This is a genomic window from Phormidium pseudopriestleyi FRX01 (assembly GCF_017313335.1).
Taxonomy (GTDB): Bacteria; Cyanobacteriota; Cyanobacteriia; order Cyanobacteriales; family Laspinemataceae; genus Laspinema; species Laspinema pseudopriestleyi.
On sequence record NZ_JAFLQW010000321.1, the window covers coordinates 1 to 16,876 of the forward strand.

Below are 16,876 nucleotides of genomic sequence, written 5' to 3' on the forward strand. Positions count from 1 at the left end.
TGTTCAGATTCGGCATGAGTTGCCTCACCATCCAAGTAGGCACTGAGCAACTCAACGCGATCGGCAGAAATAGCGGCAACCGGGCGATCGGTATCGGTAACGATGGCGGTGACAGATTCTAGTTCGTCAATCCGACTAAAGACACCCTTGAGCAAGGCATCTATAGGCTGAGTCGGCGGTGGTGCCGGTAGGGAGGTCAATCCCTGATGCAGGGTTAAGAGTCTCGAATGTAAGTCTCGGAGTGAGGCATCCTGTTCGAGCCAGCCCTCAACTTGCTGACGTTCGCTGTCAGTTACTTCACCATCGAGGTAAGCGCTGAGTAATTCAACTTGATCGGCGCACAGATCGTCGAACTGGTCTGAATTTGGGGTCACGGAAGTCCATAGTGCCATTGGCTGATTGCGATCGGTTAAGTTAAAAGATCGTGAACCCCCTAGGGCTTGTTTTTGGGGAGCGTGATGGGATTCATAGTTAGGATTCATGTCAACACCACCACCAAGTCAAACTGGATAAAGCACCCTGAATAATAATCACAACTGCAAGCTTGTTTACTAATAATCATATCTGAATAGATTGGGCGTCTAAACGTTGGAAAATCCAACGTTAAGTTACATGAAAAAATTGCGTTTTCAACACCGCAACCCGACGCCTAACTGTCCAAATAAGTTTGCAATTGAACTTGAAGACGCTGACGGGCGCGGGCAATTCTGGATTTTACGGTGCCGAGAGAAACGCCGGTAATTTCAGCAATTTCTTCGTAAGCTAACCCTTCAATTTCCCGCAGGACGATAGTCGTGCGGAATACTTCAGGTAAATCCGCGATCGCGGCGCGTAATTGGTCGTAAAATTCGCGGGTTGTTAAGTCATCTTCCGGACCCGGTTCATCGGCAGCTATTTCCCAATCCATTTGCCCATCCTCTAACATCCGAGGGGCATCTAAAGAGAGAGGGTCGCGCACCCGCTTGCGCTTGCGTAGCTCATCGTAAAACAAATTGGTGGCAATTCGGCTTAACCAACCCCGGAATTTAACCGGGTCGTTTAACCGTTTGACATTGCGGTAAACCCGAATCCAAACTTCCTGTGCTAAATCTGCCCGGTCTTGCCAATCAGGAGCCAAATGGTACAAAATTTTATCCACATGAGACTGATAACGGCGTAGCAGTTCAGAAAACGCAGGCCGGTCAGGGCTCAGGCCCTCCTGACAGCGTAGGACTAAATCGTAATTTGACAGTTTATCTGGTTGCACTGAGGCTTGAGAATTAGTGGCCTCACCCGTTTGCCAGGATGTAGAAGGAGTGTAACTCATCTGTTAAAAACGGGTCGGAAACCCCGTCATTTACGGCGAGAATGTGGAGAGTTTTTTTCCTGGATAAATAATAATCCGCTGGAACTCTCCGAAACCTGGTCTTGCCAATTTGCCGATCGCTGCCCAGATGTCCACCTTTTGGACGAGTCTGGCAATTGTCAGACTTTTAAATCATCCAAAGGGGGTATTCATCCTGTAGGGACTTAGGAACGGCATGATTGGAAGTTTTCAGCGTTTAAGTTCCGGATGATTACCACCAAGCCCTTTCCAGTGGAACGGGTGCTGATGGGGTAGGAATTCGTCCTATAACATTCCAGGTACTGGAAACGCTTTTATCCTAGCAAAAGTTCCCGTTTCCGGGAGTTGGGTGAGTGGCACTTTTGGGTTTGTCCCTATAAATTACAAGACTCCGGAACGGGTCAATTGTTTCCCCCGGTTCTGAATTTTCACCGATCGCTCAGAACCGTTGATCCGTGAAAACCCTGACCCAGAAATTTAAGCGCTCATCTACAATCTTAACAACTGGATTTCTGGTTAAGCTGTTCGGCATCTCAATTGGATAATTTTAGCGACCAAGATGGTCGCACTCCAAATGGTCGCACTCCCAGGGGTTCATGATTTTCTACTCTCTTTCTTGAGACAGGCAACAGCTTATTCGTCCTGGGTTTCACAAGCGCCAATACTGACCCAAGAACTAGAACCATCAGCCCAATGTTCTTTTTTCCAGATAGGGGCGTTGTGTTTGAGAGTATCGATCGCATACTGACAAGCTTCAAAAGCCTCCCGACGATGAGGAGAACCCACGGCAACTAACACGCTAATTTCGCCAATTTGTAAGCGCCCAGTGCGATGAAAGATCACCACACGCTGCACATCGGGCCAACTGGACCGGATCGAGGCAGCAATTTGCTGAAAAACCGCCACCGCCATTGGTGCATAAGCTTGATACTCCAGGGCAACCACGGGTTTCCCATCGGTTTGATTGCGAACCATGCCACTCATGACCACCACCGCCCCATTACCAGGGTCATCAGCTAGGGCATAAACTTCCTCTAGGGATAAGGGGGCGAAAGTCAGGGCAAAGCGATCGCCTTTTGGGGATGCGATCGCATCCGGGACCGGGATTGATAACGTTGGGTTGGTCATGGTTGATGCACAGGTTAAGGTCAGTTACAACTCAATTTAAAATCCCCCAGTCCATTCTACTGAACCTTGCCGCCCCCCATCAGATAGAGCAAAGCCATGCGGACCGCCACTCCGGAGGTGACCTGTTGAGAAATTAGGCTAAACTGTGGGTCATCCATCAGGTCGGAACTGATTTCCACCCCCCGATTCACGGGACCCGGATGTAACACTTTCACATTGGGGTTACAGAGTTTGAGGCGATCGCGAGTAATCCCATAATGCTGATGATACTCCCGCAAACTGGGCAAGAGATGCTGGCTCATCCGCTCTTTTTGTAATCGCAGAGTCATCACAAAATCGGCATTTTCCAGGGCTTCTTCTACCGTCCAATGTAACGATAACTGACCGGCTCTGCCCACCCCCATTTCTGCAAACAGTTGGGGGAGGAGGGTGGGAGGTCCCGCCAGATGCAGTTCAGCGCCCGTAGCTGCAGTCAGACTCCAAATATTCGATCGCGCCACCCGTGAATGCAGAATATCCCCGACGATCGCAATTTTTTTACCCTGCAACAGTTCCAGTCGAGGACGGTCCCGATCCAGCAGGGAGCAAATGGTAAACAAATCCAGCAATCCTTGGGAGGGATGTTCATGTTGTCCATCTCCAGCATTCAGGACCCCCACCCGGGAGCCCAGTCGGTCCATTTCCGTGGCGATCGCCTGGGGAACTCCCGCCTCTCGATGGCGAATCACCATCAAATCCGTTCCCATTGCCAAATAAGTCTTGGCGGTATCCAAAATCGTCTCCCCTTTCGTCAGGGAAGAGGACCCAGGAGCAAAATTCAGGGTATCTGCAGAGAGTCGTTTGGCCGCCAGTTCAAAACTGCTGCGGGTGCGCGTCGAGGGTTCAAAAAATAAATTAGCCACCACCTGCCCTTGTAGGGTCGGCACTTTTTTCATGCGTCGGGAGAGGACCTCCCCAAAACTAGCGGCAGTTTGCAGCACTGTATCGTATTCTGAAGAAACAAAATCAGCCAAAGAAATAATGTGGCGGCGAGTCCATGTAGTAGCCATGCAAGAAGTTTTTCACTTGAATTCTATCCTCAAAAAATATATAGCCCAGCCGATCGTTGGCATCACTCTCGTGATTTTATTGTCCGTGACGGGGTGTGGTACGCCACCCACCACCACGGACCCGGGGATGCCCTCATCCCCTTCCAATGGGGCGGTATCTCCGGATACCCAACAACCCCAGGCGGTGGCGATGGCCAACGTAACGATTTACGAAGTTGACTCCCAGTGTCAAGAATTGCTGCCCCAAACGGTGTCGGTGACCAGCGATCGCCCCATTGAGGCGGCAGTCGGCCAAGTTATCCAAAATGCCGGGACGGTTGATTTTAATATCGTTGGTTATCGGGTTACGGTGGATAACACCACGGGAGTTGCCACGGTGGATCTGCGGGCGGATCCGAATTCTCAACGTCAATTTGTCTCCCTGTCTAGCTGTGAGCGGTTTTCCCTCTTCGGCAGTCTGGAACGAACTTTAACGGAAAATCCCCAGTGGCAGATCCAGACTGTGGAATTTACTGAACGCGGAGAACCCTTGGATATTTAAGAATTAGGCCAGTCTATTAAGCGAGAAACCAGGTTTCTGAATCGAGATCTGGGTCAACCCCTGACCCAATTTCGGAGCAACCTGGTTTTTATAGTGTCGAGATCCGGTTCTTCATCAAATCTTTAAGGTTTCGAGACTGCCGGACTGTTTGCCAAGTACCAGCGCCAAAGCAAGTCGGTTCCCACGGAAATTCCTATCCGGTTGGTTTGAACCAAGCTCAGGGTCCCCTGGTCTAACTGCTGTTGAAATTCTGGGGTCCGATGTTCCAAGCATAGGGGACCCCCAGGTTGTAAGGGGCGATCGTTCAAACTGCGATCGATTTGCAGGGTGCGACAGAGTTTACCGGGTCCTGCGGCAATCCGAGCTAATTTTTCCGGCTTCTGGAGCCCCGGTGGCATGATATCCAGTTGTAAGGCGCGAATCAGGACTGCACTGGCAACCTCTGGGCGATCGGTCACAATATTCAGGCAGTGGTACATCCCATAAATCAGATAGACATAAATCGTTCCCGGTGGCCCAAACATGGCCTGATTACGGGGGGTGCGGCGTCGGTAGGCATGACTGGCTGGATCTCCCGGTTCGTAGGCTTCAGTTTCGACGATTGTCCCCCGAATTCGTTGTCCCTCGGGCAGTTGCCGGACTAAAGTGCAACCGATTAAAGCCGGTGCGACTTCGGTTGATGGACGAGCCAGCCATTCAGGTTCTACAATAGTCATGCTCGGTTTCATTCATCCTATTGGTTTTGTTCTTACTGGAAATTTATGGATATCAAATTAATTCTGCCGATTCTCAGCATTGTTTTTATCGTATCCTGCCTGTTTTTTGGCACCAAAAACGGCTTCTACGATTCTGATAACTATCATGGGAACGGATCGGCGCACTAATTAGTCAGAATCACGTTGATTTAAGTTTAAAAAAGACACCCTTGGCAGGTGTCTTTTTTGGCGATGAATCCAATCCCGTTCCCACCCTCAACAATACCCTGGAACAGACTGGTCAATATCGGGGCGTACACTGGCGGTTTAGCAATGCCCTAACCCATCCGATGGAGGGAGGAACCGACGGATGAACTGATGTATCGCAGTGCCACCTATTCTACAGGTACTACCGAGGTAGTTGTTAAACAAAACAACGATACCCCAGTCTTCGTTCCCACCTCACCTGTGGATCAATTATTGGTCTTGAATTTAGAGGAAAAAGCTCGGGCTTTGACCCTTTCAAACGGCCTTTCTATCAAAAAACGGCAACAGGCAATGCTCTGTCGAGTCGCGGCTGAAGTGGGGATGTCTAGCGATATTTCCAACTACTGGAATCGCATCCCAGGCAAAGTTTATCTAACTTTTCGAGCTTCCTATTCCCGCAGTTCGGTTTCCTTAAGTTAATGGTTTATTGAAAATTTAACATCGGGGACTTAACCTAGACTTATCTCTATCCAGTTCAGGATAAAATCTCAAGAGAGAGAGGGTAAAAAATTGACAATCCCCGGAAAGACAATCAGCAGAATCAAGACAAAAACCTGAATCAAAATAAACGGGATGACGCCGCGATAAATATCGCCCGTTGTGACTTCAGGTGGGGCGATGCCTCTCAGATAAAATAAGGCAAATCCAAAGGGAGGAGTTAGAAAAGAGGTTTGGAGGTTTGCACCTAAAATTACCCCAAACCAGACTAAATCTAAGCCTAAGTTTTGGGCGACAGGGACAAACAGGGGAATCACGATAAAGGCAATTTCAAAGAAATCAATAAAGAACCCCAAGATGAAAACTGTCAGCATACTCACCAACAAAAATCCGGTGGTTTGTCCCGGTAGGTTGGTGAGTAAATCAAACATGAAACTATCCCCATGTAAGCCTCGGAAAATTAGGCTAAATGCGGTAGAACCAATGAGGATGAACATCACCATTGTGGTGGTCCGGAGGGTGATGTCACAGACTCTTTGTAAGGATGTCCAACTCAGTCTACGGTTGGCCCCGGCTAGGGCGAGTGCACCCAATGCACCCACGGCACCGGCTTCGGTGGGGGTGGCAATTCCAAAAAAGATGCTACCAAGAACGAGTAAAATTAACAGGGTCGGGGGAATCATGACCGTGACAACACGAATCAATAATTTTGTCCCGGTCATGGTTCGGACTTCTGAGGGCAATGCTGGGGCTAAATCAGGCCGCAAAAAGGCAATAATGACAACGTGCAAGGCAAAGGCCCCGGCCATCATTAATCCTGGGATTAATGACCCGATAAATAAATCCCCCACGGAAATGCCTAACTGATCTCCAAGGACGACTAATACAACGGAAGGGGGGATAATTTGTCCGAGGGTTCCCGAGGCGGCGATGACTCCGGTTGCCAGTTGTTTGTTATAGCCATATCGCAACATAATTGGCAGAGAAATTAATCCCATCGCCACGACAGTTGCGGCCACAACTCCGGTGGTGGCGGCTAATAATGCCCCGACTAAGACTACGGCTAGGGCTAATCCCCCGCGCAAACGCCCGAACAGAATCCCCATTGTTTCTAAGAGGTTTTCGGCAATGCCGGATTTTTCTAACATTGCCCCCATAAAAATAAAATAGGGGATGGCGAGGAGGGTATAGTTTTCCATGATGCCAAAGATTCGCAAGGGCATCGCATTTAATAGGACTGGATCAAAAACACCTAAAGCCATCCCGAATAGACCAAATAAGATGGCGACGCCACCGAGGGAAAAGGCGACGGGATAGCCAAAGGATAAGAGGACTAAGGCCCCGGCAAACATGGCAGGGCCTAGCCATTGATAGTCATAACTCAGATTCATGACGTTCCTCGTGGGGGGGTAGCCAGCCTTGGAAAATGGCAAACTTTTTAATTGCTTCGGAAATTCCTTGGAGAATGAGGAGGGCAAAGCTGATCAGAATAACCGCTTTAATGGGGTAACGGGGTAATCCACCGGGGTCTGGGGAAACTTCACCGATCGCCCAGGATGCGGCGATGGTATTCCAGGAGAAAAATATCACCAAAATGCAGAAGGGAATTAGGAATAATAAGGTGCCGATTAAGTCTAATAAGGCTTTGCGCTTCGGTGACCAATTGCTATAAAAAACATCAACCCGAACGTGCTCGTCATGCTTGAGCGCATAAGCTGCACCTAAGAGGAAAATCAGGTCAAAAATATACCATTGGGTCTCGATTAGGGCATTGGAGGTCAAACTTTGACCTACTGCACGTCCGAGATAGCGACCGATGACGTTCCAGACGCCAACGAGGACCATCACGAGGACCAGCCAACTCATGAACCGTCCGATATATTCATTCAGGCGATCAATCAGGGTGGAGAGGTGTAATAGTTTATCCAAGGTCGGATCTTGTCGAATGAACGAATGAACTGGAGATGATTTTATGCTGAATGGGGGATAAAATTATACCCGCGATCGCAGCAGAAGGGCGATCGCGGGTATTGTGGCGAACTGTGGTCGGTTGCAGTTGACACCGAACCCCAGAAGTCTGTTCAATCAACTAGAGTCAGCTATTCTAACGAATCACAATCCGGGAAGAAGGCTAGGGCGACTGCATGGGAAACCGCAAGAATCAGGGTCCTCCCCTCTGGACATCCCCGATCCGATGGGGGAGAGCTTCGGTCATCCTGCGACCTAAAATAGGGTATAAGGTGGGTGCTATTTCTAGCTACCCTAGACTATCCCAGGCTTGAGAGACTAATTCACTCAGCCACCGTCGCTGATGTAAGTCAAGTAGCGAGTCGTCGGCTAGGACCTCTGCCGTCACTTCCTCCAAGGACTTCCCCTGTGTTCGTGCGATTTTTATCACCCCCGCGATCGCTGATGCCACTAATTCTTCATCAATGGGCTGTTGCCGCAGCGCAACCAGTTCTTGTGGACTCGTGGGAATGGGATAATTCATGGTTAATCCGCAGATCTCCTGGGTATCAATCAATATGATGAGTTTCTTAACTTTTTTTAAGGAATTTTAATTCTGTAACCGGAATCTTAGCGCACTTTTCCCCCTTGTCAACCCTATTTTTAGCCGATTTATCGGAGTAAATCTCGCTCATCATGAAAGAAATCCTCTATTTAGAAGTTCCCACACCGGATATCGAAGCCGTTCGGACTTGGTTACACCAGGACTTCACTCCGAACTCCGGCAAAAAACTCCTGACCCGTGATGGCATAAGAATCGAATTTTGTCAAAAAATAAACTCATCCCCGACCGAACCTGGAGATCCCCCGGAACTGTCTATCTTTACCTGGACCGTTCAGAGAACCGCCTACCTCAAAGTATTCCGATGGTCTGAACAACCCATTTCCGGGGAAAAACAAATCCTGGCCGGGTTGACTCGCCAGGTCAGAGATCGGTTTCCCTGCTACTATCCCGAACCCCCAGAAATCAACTTATCTGAGCAAACTATCTTTGAAGCGTTAGCGGACGATTACCCCCTGACGGTTAAATACTTTCAAAAAATTCCCAACGGAGAATCCGACCTCAAGCGGGTTTACTGGTGGGAACAGCGCTGGCGCGAAGGAGTTCGCAATCCCCAACAACCCAAACAGGTGTTGTTTCAAAAACCCCAAAGTGAATCTTCTACACCTCCCCCTTACGATTTAATTTACATTGGCGGTGCCTTGGGGGTGATTCATGCCGCAGTCATGGCGCAACTGGGGTATCGAGTCCTGCTATTGGAACGCTTACCTTTTGGTCGGATGAACCGGGAATGGAATATTTCCCGGGGGGAATTTCAAAATCTGATCGACTTGGGTTTATTTACCCCGGCAGAATTTGAAAGTGTGATTGCCTGTGAATATAAAGATGGGTTTCATAAATTCTTTGATGCCAACAATCCCCCCCAATGTAAAGCAGCAATTCTACATACCCCGACGGTTCTCAATATTGCGATCGATGCTGAAAAACTGCTGAAAGTTTGTGGCGCCAAACTCCGAGAAGCGGGGGGAGAAATTTGGGATGAGACGGAATTTCTCACCGCTGAGATTGAACCTAAGCAAGTAGTCGTCAAGGCAAAACATCTGCCGACGGGGGAGGACCGAGTTGCTGGGGGTCGCCTGGTGGTGGATGCAATGGGAACTGCCTCGCCGATCGCATGGCAACTCAATGGCAGTCGCGCCTTTGATAGTGTCTGTCCCACGGTGGGGGCCGTGATTGCCGATGGGTTTGAACCGGGGGTCTGGGATTCCCAATATGGAGATGTGCTCAACAGTCATGGGGACATTTCCCGGGGACGACAACTGATTTGGGAGTTATTTCCGGCGGAGGGTTCAGAACTCACCTTTTATTTGTTCCACTACCATCAGGTTAACCCCGATAACCCGGGTTCGTTATTAGAGATGTATGAGGACTTTTTTACCATTCTGCCGGAGTATCGCCGCTGCGATGTCGATCGCCTAGAGTGGAAAAAAGCCACCTTTGGCTATATTCCGGGATATTTTAGTGTGGCGAGTCACGATCGCCGGGTGGCAGTTGATCGGTTGATGGCGATCGGGGATGCCGCCTCTTTACAATCTCCCCTTGTCTTCACTGGATTTGGTTCCCTCGTCCGCAATATGGCCCGGTTAACCACTCTATTAGATACAGCCCTTAAACATGATTTATTGGAGTCGCGCCACTTAAACCAAATTCGCGCCTTTCAAAGCAATGTTGCCGTAACTTGGCTGTTTTCTAAAGGCATGATGGTGCCAACGGGTCGGTTCTTACCCCCCGAACGGATCAACTCGATGCTCAATACATTTTTTGGGGTATTAGCCACTGAACCCGGACCCGTGGCTGATACCTTTATTAAAGACCGCGTAGACTGGCTGACCTTTCATCGATTGGCCCTCAAAGCTGCTTGGCAAAACCCCTCCCTGTTGTTGTGGATTTGGGAACTAGCTGGACCGAAAGATATGCTGCGCTGGGTTGGCAGTTATCTGTACTTTACTCTGATTTCTCTGTTGGGCTGGTTATTGGGTTGGTTGCCTGGATTTGTCCGCACTATTCAACCGAGATTAGAACCCCGATTTCCAGGGTTATGGCTGTGGTTACTGGCTAAAAGTTATGCCCTAACCGATGGACTGGGACGCCCACAGGGTGAGTTAAAGCGCTGGAATCTGGGCAAAAAAAATCAAACCGTAGAAGAAGGGTTGAGTGGGTGAATTTTGACGGGGGTTTGAACCCCCGTCAAACTGGTTATTTTTTATTGGAGAAACTGGGTAATTCTACCGCTGAGAAGGAGTTGCGTTTTTTCTGGGCCGATCGCACGGGATAGACGATGGGTACAGGCCAACTGGATTTGCTAGACCCGACGGCGGTGTTGGACCCGGAATTGGCCTGTTCCTGCCCCGTTTGAGGGGTTTCCCCGGGCAGGATGGGGGTAGGACTATTGCCTTGGGATTGTTCCGAAAAGGCTTTAGCTTGTAACAACAGTTGCACTTCGCTGTTGCCGGTGAGTAGGGGTTCGGGCTGAACCGTGGCGGGGGGTTGAGTGCTTTGGGTGCGGTCGTCGCTGAGGCGATCGGTTAAGGGAGAAACCACGGGGACTGAGGGTAGATGCAGGGATAAGACGGGAGTTGCCTGGGCCAAAATTACCTGGCGATCGCGTTTTGATTCCAAATGCGGCTTCTCAATCAATGAGTCTAAATCTTCCCAGACGGGTTGCTCATTTTCTGAGTCTTTGGATTGGGTTTTGTTGGGAGTAGAAGGTTTCTCTGGGATAGCTTCCTGGGCTGGAATATGGGAGGGAAAGGGTTGCAAATGCTCGGCTTTGGCGGATAACGGCAGGCGAATTTTTGATAAGTCTGGCGCGGATTTGACTTCGGGGACGGGTTGCTGCCGGGGTTCGGCTTCATCGTCATCGGCAATGGACCAAGGTTTGATGGGGTCCGCTTTTGGAAATAGGGTGGTGTTGGTGGGATTCGGGTTGGCGATCGCTTCTTTTGCAGCAGTTTCTAGAAGATTCGGAGAATCTTCTAGGGTGGACTGTCGCAGGGAGGCGATCGCGTTGGCTTTTTCTAGCGGGGTCTCAATACATTTTTCCAGGGCTGCTTTAAACTGCAAGGTGTGGCGTTGCTGCCGATGCAGGCGAGCTCGCAGGTCCTGACAGGTGGTTTGGGTTTGAACTAAAATCTGGGACTGTTCGTGATACCGTTGCTGGGTGAGGGCGCATTCCCGTTCCAGTTTCGCTCTAATTTCTTGGCTGGTTTGCAGTTGGGTCCCTAAGTAGGCGATTTGTTGTTGCTGTTGTTGGATTTGTTTAGTCGCCGACTGGATATGTTCCGACAACTGTTCGATTTGTCCGGTGACACTTTTGAGTTCCAGAGTACGCCGGTCTAAGAGTTTTTGGCGATCTAAGGCTTGCGATCGCTGCTGTTGCAAGGATTGTCTACATTCATGCAGCAGGGTTTCGAGTTGTTCGACTCTGCCATCGAGTTGCAAGTTTTCCTGTTGGAGTTGTTCTAAAAGTACCGCTTCTGGTGACGCTGCTGAGGAGACAGAGGGGGCATTGATGCGGGCGATCGCCTCCCCGATGGATTCAGTCTGCTTCAGGATCTCGGCGCTTGGTTCTTCTTCCTCACTGTTTACCAATAAAGCCTCAATACTGATGGCATTGGGAAATTCTACCGTTTCCCAGTCTTCTTCTGGGCCTAAATCGGTGGGGGATATCTCAGGGTTGACGATGGGCTCGCCCGGTTGAAACCCCGGTTCTATCTGCCTCAATTCCTGGGGTGCGATCGGTTCTGGGTTATTGTTGGTGGGATTTTCAGCGTCACTCATTGCTTTCCTTGGTAAACTAAATACAGTTTAGACTCCAGTTGAGTTCCTCTTGGAGGCTATCAAACCCAGGGGAAAACAACGGACTTGGGCCATGCACTCCGAATTTTAATGGTCCTGAGAAACCTGAATTAGAGGTCAATCCCTGGTGAACTTGATAGCCATTTTATGATTCTGTCTCTTTTTCAACTCTGCGTTTTTTATTTTATAACTTATGACTGGGAAATTTTTGGAAAAGAAAACAGTCCGAGATTTTAAATTTGCTGTGATCAGCGATCCGCACGTTGCTGTCCCCGAAACGATTTTAGATCACCCCAGCCGGTTTCTTATGGTTGAAGTGAGTATCCCGGCTTTAGAAGCTGCCCTGGCGCATTTAGTTGAACTGGATCTGGATTTTTTACTCCTACCTGGGGATTTAACTCAGCATGGAGAACCGGCCAATCATGAATGGTTAGCAGACCGCTTGACAAAGTTGCCATTTCCTGCTTATGTGATTCCCGGAAATCATGATGTGCCCGTGGCGATCGCAGATAAAAAGTCGATTGGTTTGGCTGATTTTCCCTATTATTATCGTCAATTTGGTTATCAAAATCCCGAGCAACTTTACTACAGCCATGAAGTCTTACCTGGAGTCCGCCTCATTGGTCTTAATTCTAACCAATTTGACGAAAATGGCAAGCAACTCGGGCGGCTGGATTTACAGCAATTGCAATGGTTGCAAGGGGTATTGAATCAGGTCATTCCAGATGAACGGGTGATGGTGATGATTCACCATAATGTTTTAGAACATTTACCTGGACAATCCCAACACGCGATGGGACAGCGGTATATGTTAGACAATGCACCGACTCTGGTGGGAATGCTCCAAGAGGCAGGGGTACAGCTTGTGTTAACGGGACATTTGCACGTCCAGGATGTAGCCTCGGATCATGGCATTTATGATATCACGACGGGTTCCTTAGTCAGTCATCCTCACCCCTACCGCGTGTTTCACTATCGCACGGATATGGAAGGTCAGCATTGTTTAGATATTTGCACCCATCGGATTGAGTCGGTCCCGGGATGGCCGCAATTGCTGGAACTGTCGCGAGAGTGGATGGGCGATCGCTCTCATCGGTTTATGATGCAGTTACTCATGGCTTCCCCGCTAAATTTACCCCAGTCTCAAGCGGAGATTCTCGCCCCAACTTTACGCTATTTTTGGGCGGATATTGCTTGTGGAGATGGCAGTTTTGATTTTCCCGAGTTTCCACCCCAGGTCCGCCGCTATTTTCAGACCTTTAGTGCAGGGGGAAATGGGCGAAATGGCGATCGGGCAGATTCACAACAACCTGTGACGATGGATAACCACGGGACCCTGGTCTTATCCAAATCAGCAGGAGTCGGAATATCCATTAGACCCTAAATTCTGTGTAGAGATGGAAAATTTTCTATCTCTACACAGAATCCGCCGATGAACCCACTTTTTAGGAAAAAGCAGTTCATCGGCGGATTCTTTGATCCGGGAATTCTGTTCAGGGAATCCGGAGTCTGGTGCTACAGTCATGGGAAGACAAACTGGGTTTCTTTACAAAAATGCTAGTGATTAGCAACTGTTGCGGGTACAGAAACCCGGTTTTTTGTCCTAGCGAGCAATGGCAAGGGACTCGCGCATCTGAGACAGCATTGGGGTGACCGCTTCGAGTAAGGTGGTCATGCCTTCGACTTCGTTGATCATATTGGCGATCGCCATTGCCTCGGATTCGGAAGCATTATCCGAGAGATTACCCAACTGTTCCAGTAACAAGGGCAGAGACTGACCCAGACTGCCCACTGAAGTCATGGATGGATTTAATCCCGTGGCATTGAGTCCACCACCGACAGGTAACAAGGTTTGGAAGGTGGAGGATAATTGGTTCAAATCGGTTTCAACCGATGCGACACTGCTTAGGAACTGCTGACGTTTGCTGGAATCGGTGATTCCCTGAGCAACGCGATCGGCATTTTCGCGCAATACTGACGATGTAGAAGCGGGGACGATTTCCATCTGTCCGCCATCGCTGAGAATATTAAAGGTGAAAGGTTGCGGTCCGACGGGATTTTCTTCATAGAACGCCACCGCTTCAGGATCGAGAATCGCAGCCATTCTAAAATCAGCGGTTTCGGTATCAAACCCGATTTTCAAGGGGAAGGCGATCGGGTTTTCTGGATCGACTAAGGGAGTCAAACCCGTGATGATAAACTCTTTGACGCCACCGCCGGGAAACTGGGTAAAATCTACCGAGTCGCCAGGACCAAATTCACCCAATTCTTGACCATTGACGGACACTGTAAACGGATTGGGGAAGCCGGTGGGGAAGTCTTGAATCTCTGTAAACAGAGAATCCGAGGTCATGGTGTAGTGGAATCCTTCGGCAACCGGGGGGTCAGTCCAGGCCCCTGTCACTACTCCCACAAAGCTAAAGGCCCCATCTTCCATGCCACCGGGTAAGACCGGGTTATTTTCAGAGGAACCCGGAGAAATCCCAGCAAGGCTAATAAACACTCGCTGATTGCCGATTCGGACGAGCATTCCGCCCCAACTACCCCAGGTCCAACTGGCTAAAAGGCGCATGGGAGCAAGTTCGCCTAAGTTGGCTAATGCAACGAGGGTCCCGAAACCATTGCCGCGTCCATTGTTACCCGGAGGCACCAGCATAACAAACCGTTGAGGTCCTATGGGTAGTTCCACAACTTGAATCGCGGGGTTTTGGGTATTAACTGATACAGGGATAGGGGCTTCTGCCGGAGTATTTCCTGTGGAATCCGATTGATTGGTCGAAACGGGAGCAGATTGTTGCGGTTCTGGCGCTTGGGCTGTGGGCAGTGGGGCTTGAGGGGTGGGTTCAGGAACCGTGGATTCCAGAACAGGTGACGGTTCCGGGGTAGAAACCGGCTCGATGGTGGGCGGTGGAGTCGGCGTTGGCGTTGACGCCGCAATGGGCGTGCTTTCCCCACCTGGGGTTGGTGTGATAAATGCCGAGATATTACTCAAATTACTATCGATTAAAATTCGGGTAATCGAGATGGTAATTTCTCGAATAATCGTACCCCCGCCGACAATGACACCCCCGGTAATATCGGATTGGTTGGTAACAACGGTTGAGCCACCCCCGGAAGACCCACCTACCGTAATGATGGTGGTGGTGACGGTGGTATTATTGTTGATAATGCTGGTACTGGTATTTGTACCCGCGCCGGTACTATCGGATTGATTGGTTTGTGCTTGGACTGGAATCGGGGCGATCGCAGTGGCCGCTAGGGAAAACCCGAGAGGCAGACTTAGATATAGACCGGTTTTGAGTAAGAAATAGAGAACTTTCACGTTCACCCTCCTGAAATTGGGTTAAAAAAAGGACATTCCGTAGCCAACCCCGACTGTAAAGCGAGTGCCATCACCAGCAGTTCCGGTGATGTCGCTTAGGGTTGGGGTAATCACAATGGGCAGGTTGCGAAAGGGCAAGACTGATGCACCAATGTTTAAGTCTTGGCCGGTCCATTCGGTAAAAACGCTGACCGGGGGGATGACTTGCACGGCAACGCTACCGAATACGCCGATGCTCCCTTCGTCTTTTTGCACCTGGTTTTCGGTGCGAAAGCGTCCGTTTCCGACTCCTGCAGAGACGGACAGTCGGCTAAAGGGGTCTTGGCTATTTTCGCTGAGGCGAAATCGCTTGCTGACGACTCCGTAAAGGCTGGTATCGGCATCGGAAAAGCCCCAGATTAAGGCGTTTTCGAGTCCGACAGCTACGGCGAGGTCACCGGGAAGGGCGCGGTGAACTTTAAAGTTAAAGGAACCGCGATCGCCATAGTCCGATAGGTCTAAGGCGCTGACCCCCACATCTAAGCCGACGACGGTTTGGGGGTCTCCAAAACTCACGACGAGACCGGCGGTGCCATCAGCTTTGTCGGTGTACCGGGTTCGTTGTTGATAGCTTAAGCCGACTCCCACACTGCCAAAGCGTCCCCCATAACCTGTGGGGGTGTTGGAACTGGTTCCCGGTGCTCCGAGATAGATTTGTTGCAGTGGCACTTCTTGCAGGGTTTGTAGGCGCTGCTGGAGTTGCTGGGTCTGTGCTCTGACGTTTGGCCCGGTGGGATTATCAGAGGTTTGGGACCTCATTTCCGGACTGGTCCGGGATAGGTCTGTATGATTGGGAGCCAGGGGTAAACTCAGGGTGGGAGTTGTCAGGCGATCGAGTAAGCAGGCTTGACAGTCCTGGGTGGGAGCGTCAAGGTTTAAGGGGCTTAGGGTTTGAGCGATCGCACTGGTGGTCCACCCTATAGGTCCTAATAATGCGATCGCGAGAATCACAGGTTGGACAGGGCAAATCTTCATAAATTTTTTGATGAGGAAACTTGCTCATTTATTTCCCATTGGATTGTCTGGAAAACGGTGTCACCCGCCCAGGTTTGGATGAAAGAGGGAGGGTTTACAGACAAATCCACAGCATGGGATGGATGGGAAAGAAAAGCCAGACATCCAATAAATGGATGCAAATCCTAGAGTTTTTTTATTTTTTTAAACTTAAACTCCCGGATCAATGCGGGTTGCCTAGACGAATGCGAAACTAGCAGAATTTTTATCTACTAATCGCTAACATAGCACAAAAAAAATCAACCAAATGTTCTGTTTGAACATGAAAGTTTTTGTTAATTTTTGTCTCCTCAAATCTCCGTAAATTTAGGTAGTTTTTCTTTTTTAGCCCTAGTATAGAGAATTAAAAAGTAAAAACTTACCCAGAAATAGTGGTCAACCCGTTTCCGGCTAGGAACTTTCAAACTTCCCTTTAGAAAAAAGGTGAAAGTATTGATCCAATTGTCAGCGGTTGCCTCCGGTGAAGGAAGGCAATAATTGTCAGCCCAAGTCAGCATTCAAGAAATCGATAACGGCAATGGCGTTTCCCCTAACGGGTGAGCGAACACTCAGTTGATCGACAGCTTTTAGAGGGGGTGACATATTCCAAATACGGACGTATATCCATGAAGGAAGGTTCCACCCCCGACTGGGCCAATTTCACCGTTGCAAAAAAAGCCACTCACGGGGATGTTCCCGACATATTGCCTAAA

Annotated in this window: 17 protein-coding genes; 5 read left to right on the forward strand and 12 right to left on the reverse strand. The window is 49.5% G+C overall.

Going from position 1 to position 16,876, the window contains the following annotated elements:
• The 4 genes from J0895_RS11875 to J0895_RS11890 all read right to left on the reverse strand — a co-directional run.
• Positions 1-482 (reverse strand): anti-sigma factor family protein (locus tag J0895_RS11875; RefSeq protein WP_242541231.1); only part of this gene is annotated, 482 nt, incomplete at its 3' end.
• 167 nt (positions 483-649) lie between these two features.
• The gene (locus J0895_RS11880) at positions 650-1,306 is read right to left on the reverse strand and encodes a sigma-70 family RNA polymerase sigma factor (RefSeq protein ID WP_207088300.1); all 657 of its coding nucleotides are present in this window, start codon (positions 1,304-1,306) and stop codon (positions 650-652) included.
• Positions 1,307-1,957: 651 nt separating this feature from the next.
• Entirely contained in the window at positions 1,958-2,452 is a 495-nt protein-coding gene (locus J0895_RS11885) for a molybdenum cofactor biosynthesis protein MoaE (RefSeq protein ID WP_242541232.1), read from the reverse strand.
• 56 nt (positions 2,453-2,508) lie between these two features.
• Positions 2,509-3,501, reverse strand: a complete 993-nt coding sequence (locus J0895_RS11890) for an aspartate carbamoyltransferase catalytic subunit (protein ID WP_207088301.1) — start codon at positions 3,499-3,501, stop codon at positions 2,509-2,511.
• On the opposite strand from J0895_RS11890, the gene J0895_RS11895 reads away from it, so the two are divergent.
• Positions 3,500-4,042: a GerMN domain-containing protein gene (locus J0895_RS11895; protein ID WP_207088302.1), complete on the forward strand. Its 543-nt coding sequence runs from the start codon at positions 3,500-3,502 to the stop codon at positions 4,040-4,042. The two genes, J0895_RS11890 and J0895_RS11895, sit on opposite strands and share 2 nt — an antisense overlap.
• Positions 4,043-4,164: 122 nt before the next feature.
• On the opposite strand, the gene J0895_RS11900 is transcribed toward J0895_RS11895, so the two are convergent.
• Positions 4,165-4,758: a DNA-3-methyladenine glycosylase gene (locus J0895_RS11900; RefSeq protein WP_242541233.1), complete on the reverse strand. Its 594-nt coding sequence runs from the start codon at positions 4,756-4,758 to the stop codon at positions 4,165-4,167.
• Between the two features lie 209 nt (positions 4,759-4,967).
• Between J0895_RS11900 and J0895_RS11905 the strand changes: the two genes are divergently transcribed.
• Together J0895_RS11905 and gifA are read left to right on the forward strand one after the other, a co-directional pair.
• Positions 4,968-5,111, forward strand: a complete 144-nt coding sequence (locus J0895_RS11905) for a hypothetical protein (RefSeq protein ID WP_207088304.1) — start codon at positions 4,968-4,970, stop codon at positions 5,109-5,111.
• A gap of 4 nt (positions 5,112-5,115) precedes the next feature.
• On the forward strand, positions 5,116-5,424 hold the full coding sequence (gene gifA / locus J0895_RS11910; RefSeq protein ID WP_242541234.1) for a glutamine synthetase inactivation factor IF7A: 309 nt from the start codon (positions 5,116-5,118) through the stop codon (positions 5,422-5,424).
• A gap of 68 nt (positions 5,425-5,492) precedes the next feature.
• On the opposite strand, the gene J0895_RS11915 is transcribed toward gifA, so the two are convergent.
• The 4 genes from J0895_RS11915 to J0895_RS11930 all read right to left on the reverse strand — a co-directional run bounded on the left by J0895_RS11915 (position 5,493) and on the right by J0895_RS11930 (position 7,933).
• Positions 5,493-6,833 (reverse strand): TRAP transporter large permease, encoded by a 1,341-nt coding sequence (locus tag J0895_RS11915; protein WP_207088305.1) that lies wholly within the window; start codon positions 6,831-6,833, stop codon positions 5,493-5,495.
• Positions 6,817-7,371: a TRAP transporter small permease subunit gene (locus J0895_RS11920; RefSeq protein WP_207088306.1), complete on the reverse strand. Its 555-nt coding sequence runs from the start codon at positions 7,369-7,371 to the stop codon at positions 6,817-6,819. The genes J0895_RS11915 and J0895_RS11920 overlap by 17 nt, the downstream gene beginning before the upstream one ends.
• Positions 7,364-7,531 (reverse strand): hypothetical protein, encoded by a 168-nt coding sequence (locus tag J0895_RS11925; RefSeq protein WP_207088307.1) that lies wholly within the window; start codon positions 7,529-7,531, stop codon positions 7,364-7,366. The genes J0895_RS11920 and J0895_RS11925 overlap by 8 nt, the downstream gene beginning before the upstream one ends.
• A 168-nt stretch (positions 7,532-7,699) precedes the next feature.
• Positions 7,700-7,933, reverse strand: coding sequence for a hypothetical protein (locus tag J0895_RS11930; protein WP_207088308.1), 234 nt, complete (start codon positions 7,931-7,933; stop codon positions 7,700-7,702).
• A gap of 152 nt (positions 7,934-8,085) precedes the next feature.
• Between J0895_RS11930 and J0895_RS11935 the strand changes: the two genes are divergently transcribed.
• Positions 8,086-10,173: an NAD(P)/FAD-dependent oxidoreductase gene (locus tag J0895_RS11935; protein WP_207088309.1), complete on the forward strand. Its 2,088-nt coding sequence runs from the start codon at positions 8,086-8,088 to the stop codon at positions 10,171-10,173.
• Positions 10,174-10,207: 34 nt separating this feature from the next.
• Here the strand turns inward: J0895_RS11935 and J0895_RS11940 are convergent, their stop codons facing one another.
• Positions 10,208-11,791 (reverse strand): hypothetical protein, encoded by a 1,584-nt coding sequence (locus J0895_RS11940; RefSeq protein ID WP_207088310.1) that lies wholly within the window; start codon positions 11,789-11,791, stop codon positions 10,208-10,210.
• Positions 11,792-12,002: 211 nt separating this feature from the next.
• Between J0895_RS11940 and J0895_RS11945 the strand changes: the two genes are divergently transcribed.
• Positions 12,003-13,193 carry a metallophosphoesterase family protein gene (locus tag J0895_RS11945; protein ID WP_207088311.1) on the forward strand — a complete coding sequence of 397 codons (1,191 nt, stop codon included), beginning with the start codon at positions 12,003-12,005 and terminating at the stop codon, positions 13,191-13,193.
• 219 nt (positions 13,194-13,412) lie between these two features.
• On the opposite strand, the gene J0895_RS11950 is transcribed toward J0895_RS11945, so the two are convergent.
• Together J0895_RS11950 and J0895_RS11955 are read right to left on the reverse strand one after the other, a co-directional pair.
• On the reverse strand, positions 13,413-15,131 hold the full coding sequence (locus J0895_RS11950; protein ID WP_207088312.1) for a hypothetical protein: 1,719 nt from the start codon (positions 15,129-15,131) through the stop codon (positions 13,413-13,415).
• A gap of 21 nt (positions 15,132-15,152) precedes the next feature.
• Entirely contained in the window at positions 15,153-16,145 is a 993-nt protein-coding gene (locus J0895_RS11955; protein ID WP_207088313.1) for a hypothetical protein, read from the reverse strand.
• Positions 16,146-16,876 lie beyond the last annotated feature (731 nt).

Coding starts and splice junctions, on each gene's coding strand:
- gifA (WP_242541234.1), top strand. CDS start 5,116: ATGTATCGCAGTGCCACCTATTCTACAGGTACTACCGAGGTAGTTGTT.
- J0895_RS11935 (WP_207088309.1), top strand. CDS start 8,086: ATGAAAGAAATCCTCTATTTAGAAGTTCCCACACCGGATATCGAAGCC.
- J0895_RS11900 (WP_242541233.1), bottom strand. CDS start 4,758: ATGACTATTGTAGAACCTGAATGGCTGGCTCGTCCATCAACCGAAGTC.
- J0895_RS11895 (WP_207088302.1), top strand. CDS start 3,500: ATGCAAGAAGTTTTTCACTTGAATTCTATCCTCAAAAAATATATAGCC.
- J0895_RS11880 (WP_207088300.1), bottom strand. CDS start 1,306: ATGAGTTACACTCCTTCTACATCCTGGCAAACGGGTGAGGCCACTAAT.
- J0895_RS11885 (WP_242541232.1), bottom strand. CDS start 2,452: ATGACCAACCCAACGTTATCAATCCCGGTCCCGGATGCGATCGCATCC.
- J0895_RS11930 (WP_207088308.1), bottom strand. CDS start 7,933: ATGAATTATCCCATTCCCACGAGTCCACAAGAACTGGTTGCGCTGCGG.
- J0895_RS11955 (WP_207088313.1), bottom strand. CDS start 16,145: ATGAAGATTTGCCCTGTCCAACCTGTGATTCTCGCGATCGCATTATTA.
- J0895_RS11890 (WP_207088301.1), bottom strand. CDS start 3,501: ATGGCTACTACATGGACTCGCCGCCACATTATTTCTTTGGCTGATTTT.
- J0895_RS11940 (WP_207088310.1), bottom strand. CDS start 11,791: ATGAGTGACGCTGAAAATCCCACCAACAATAACCCAGAACCGATCGCA.
- J0895_RS11945 (WP_207088311.1), top strand. CDS start 12,003: ATGACTGGGAAATTTTTGGAAAAGAAAACAGTCCGAGATTTTAAATTT.
- J0895_RS11915 (WP_207088305.1), bottom strand. CDS start 6,833: ATGAATCTGAGTTATGACTATCAATGGCTAGGCCCTGCCATGTTTGCC.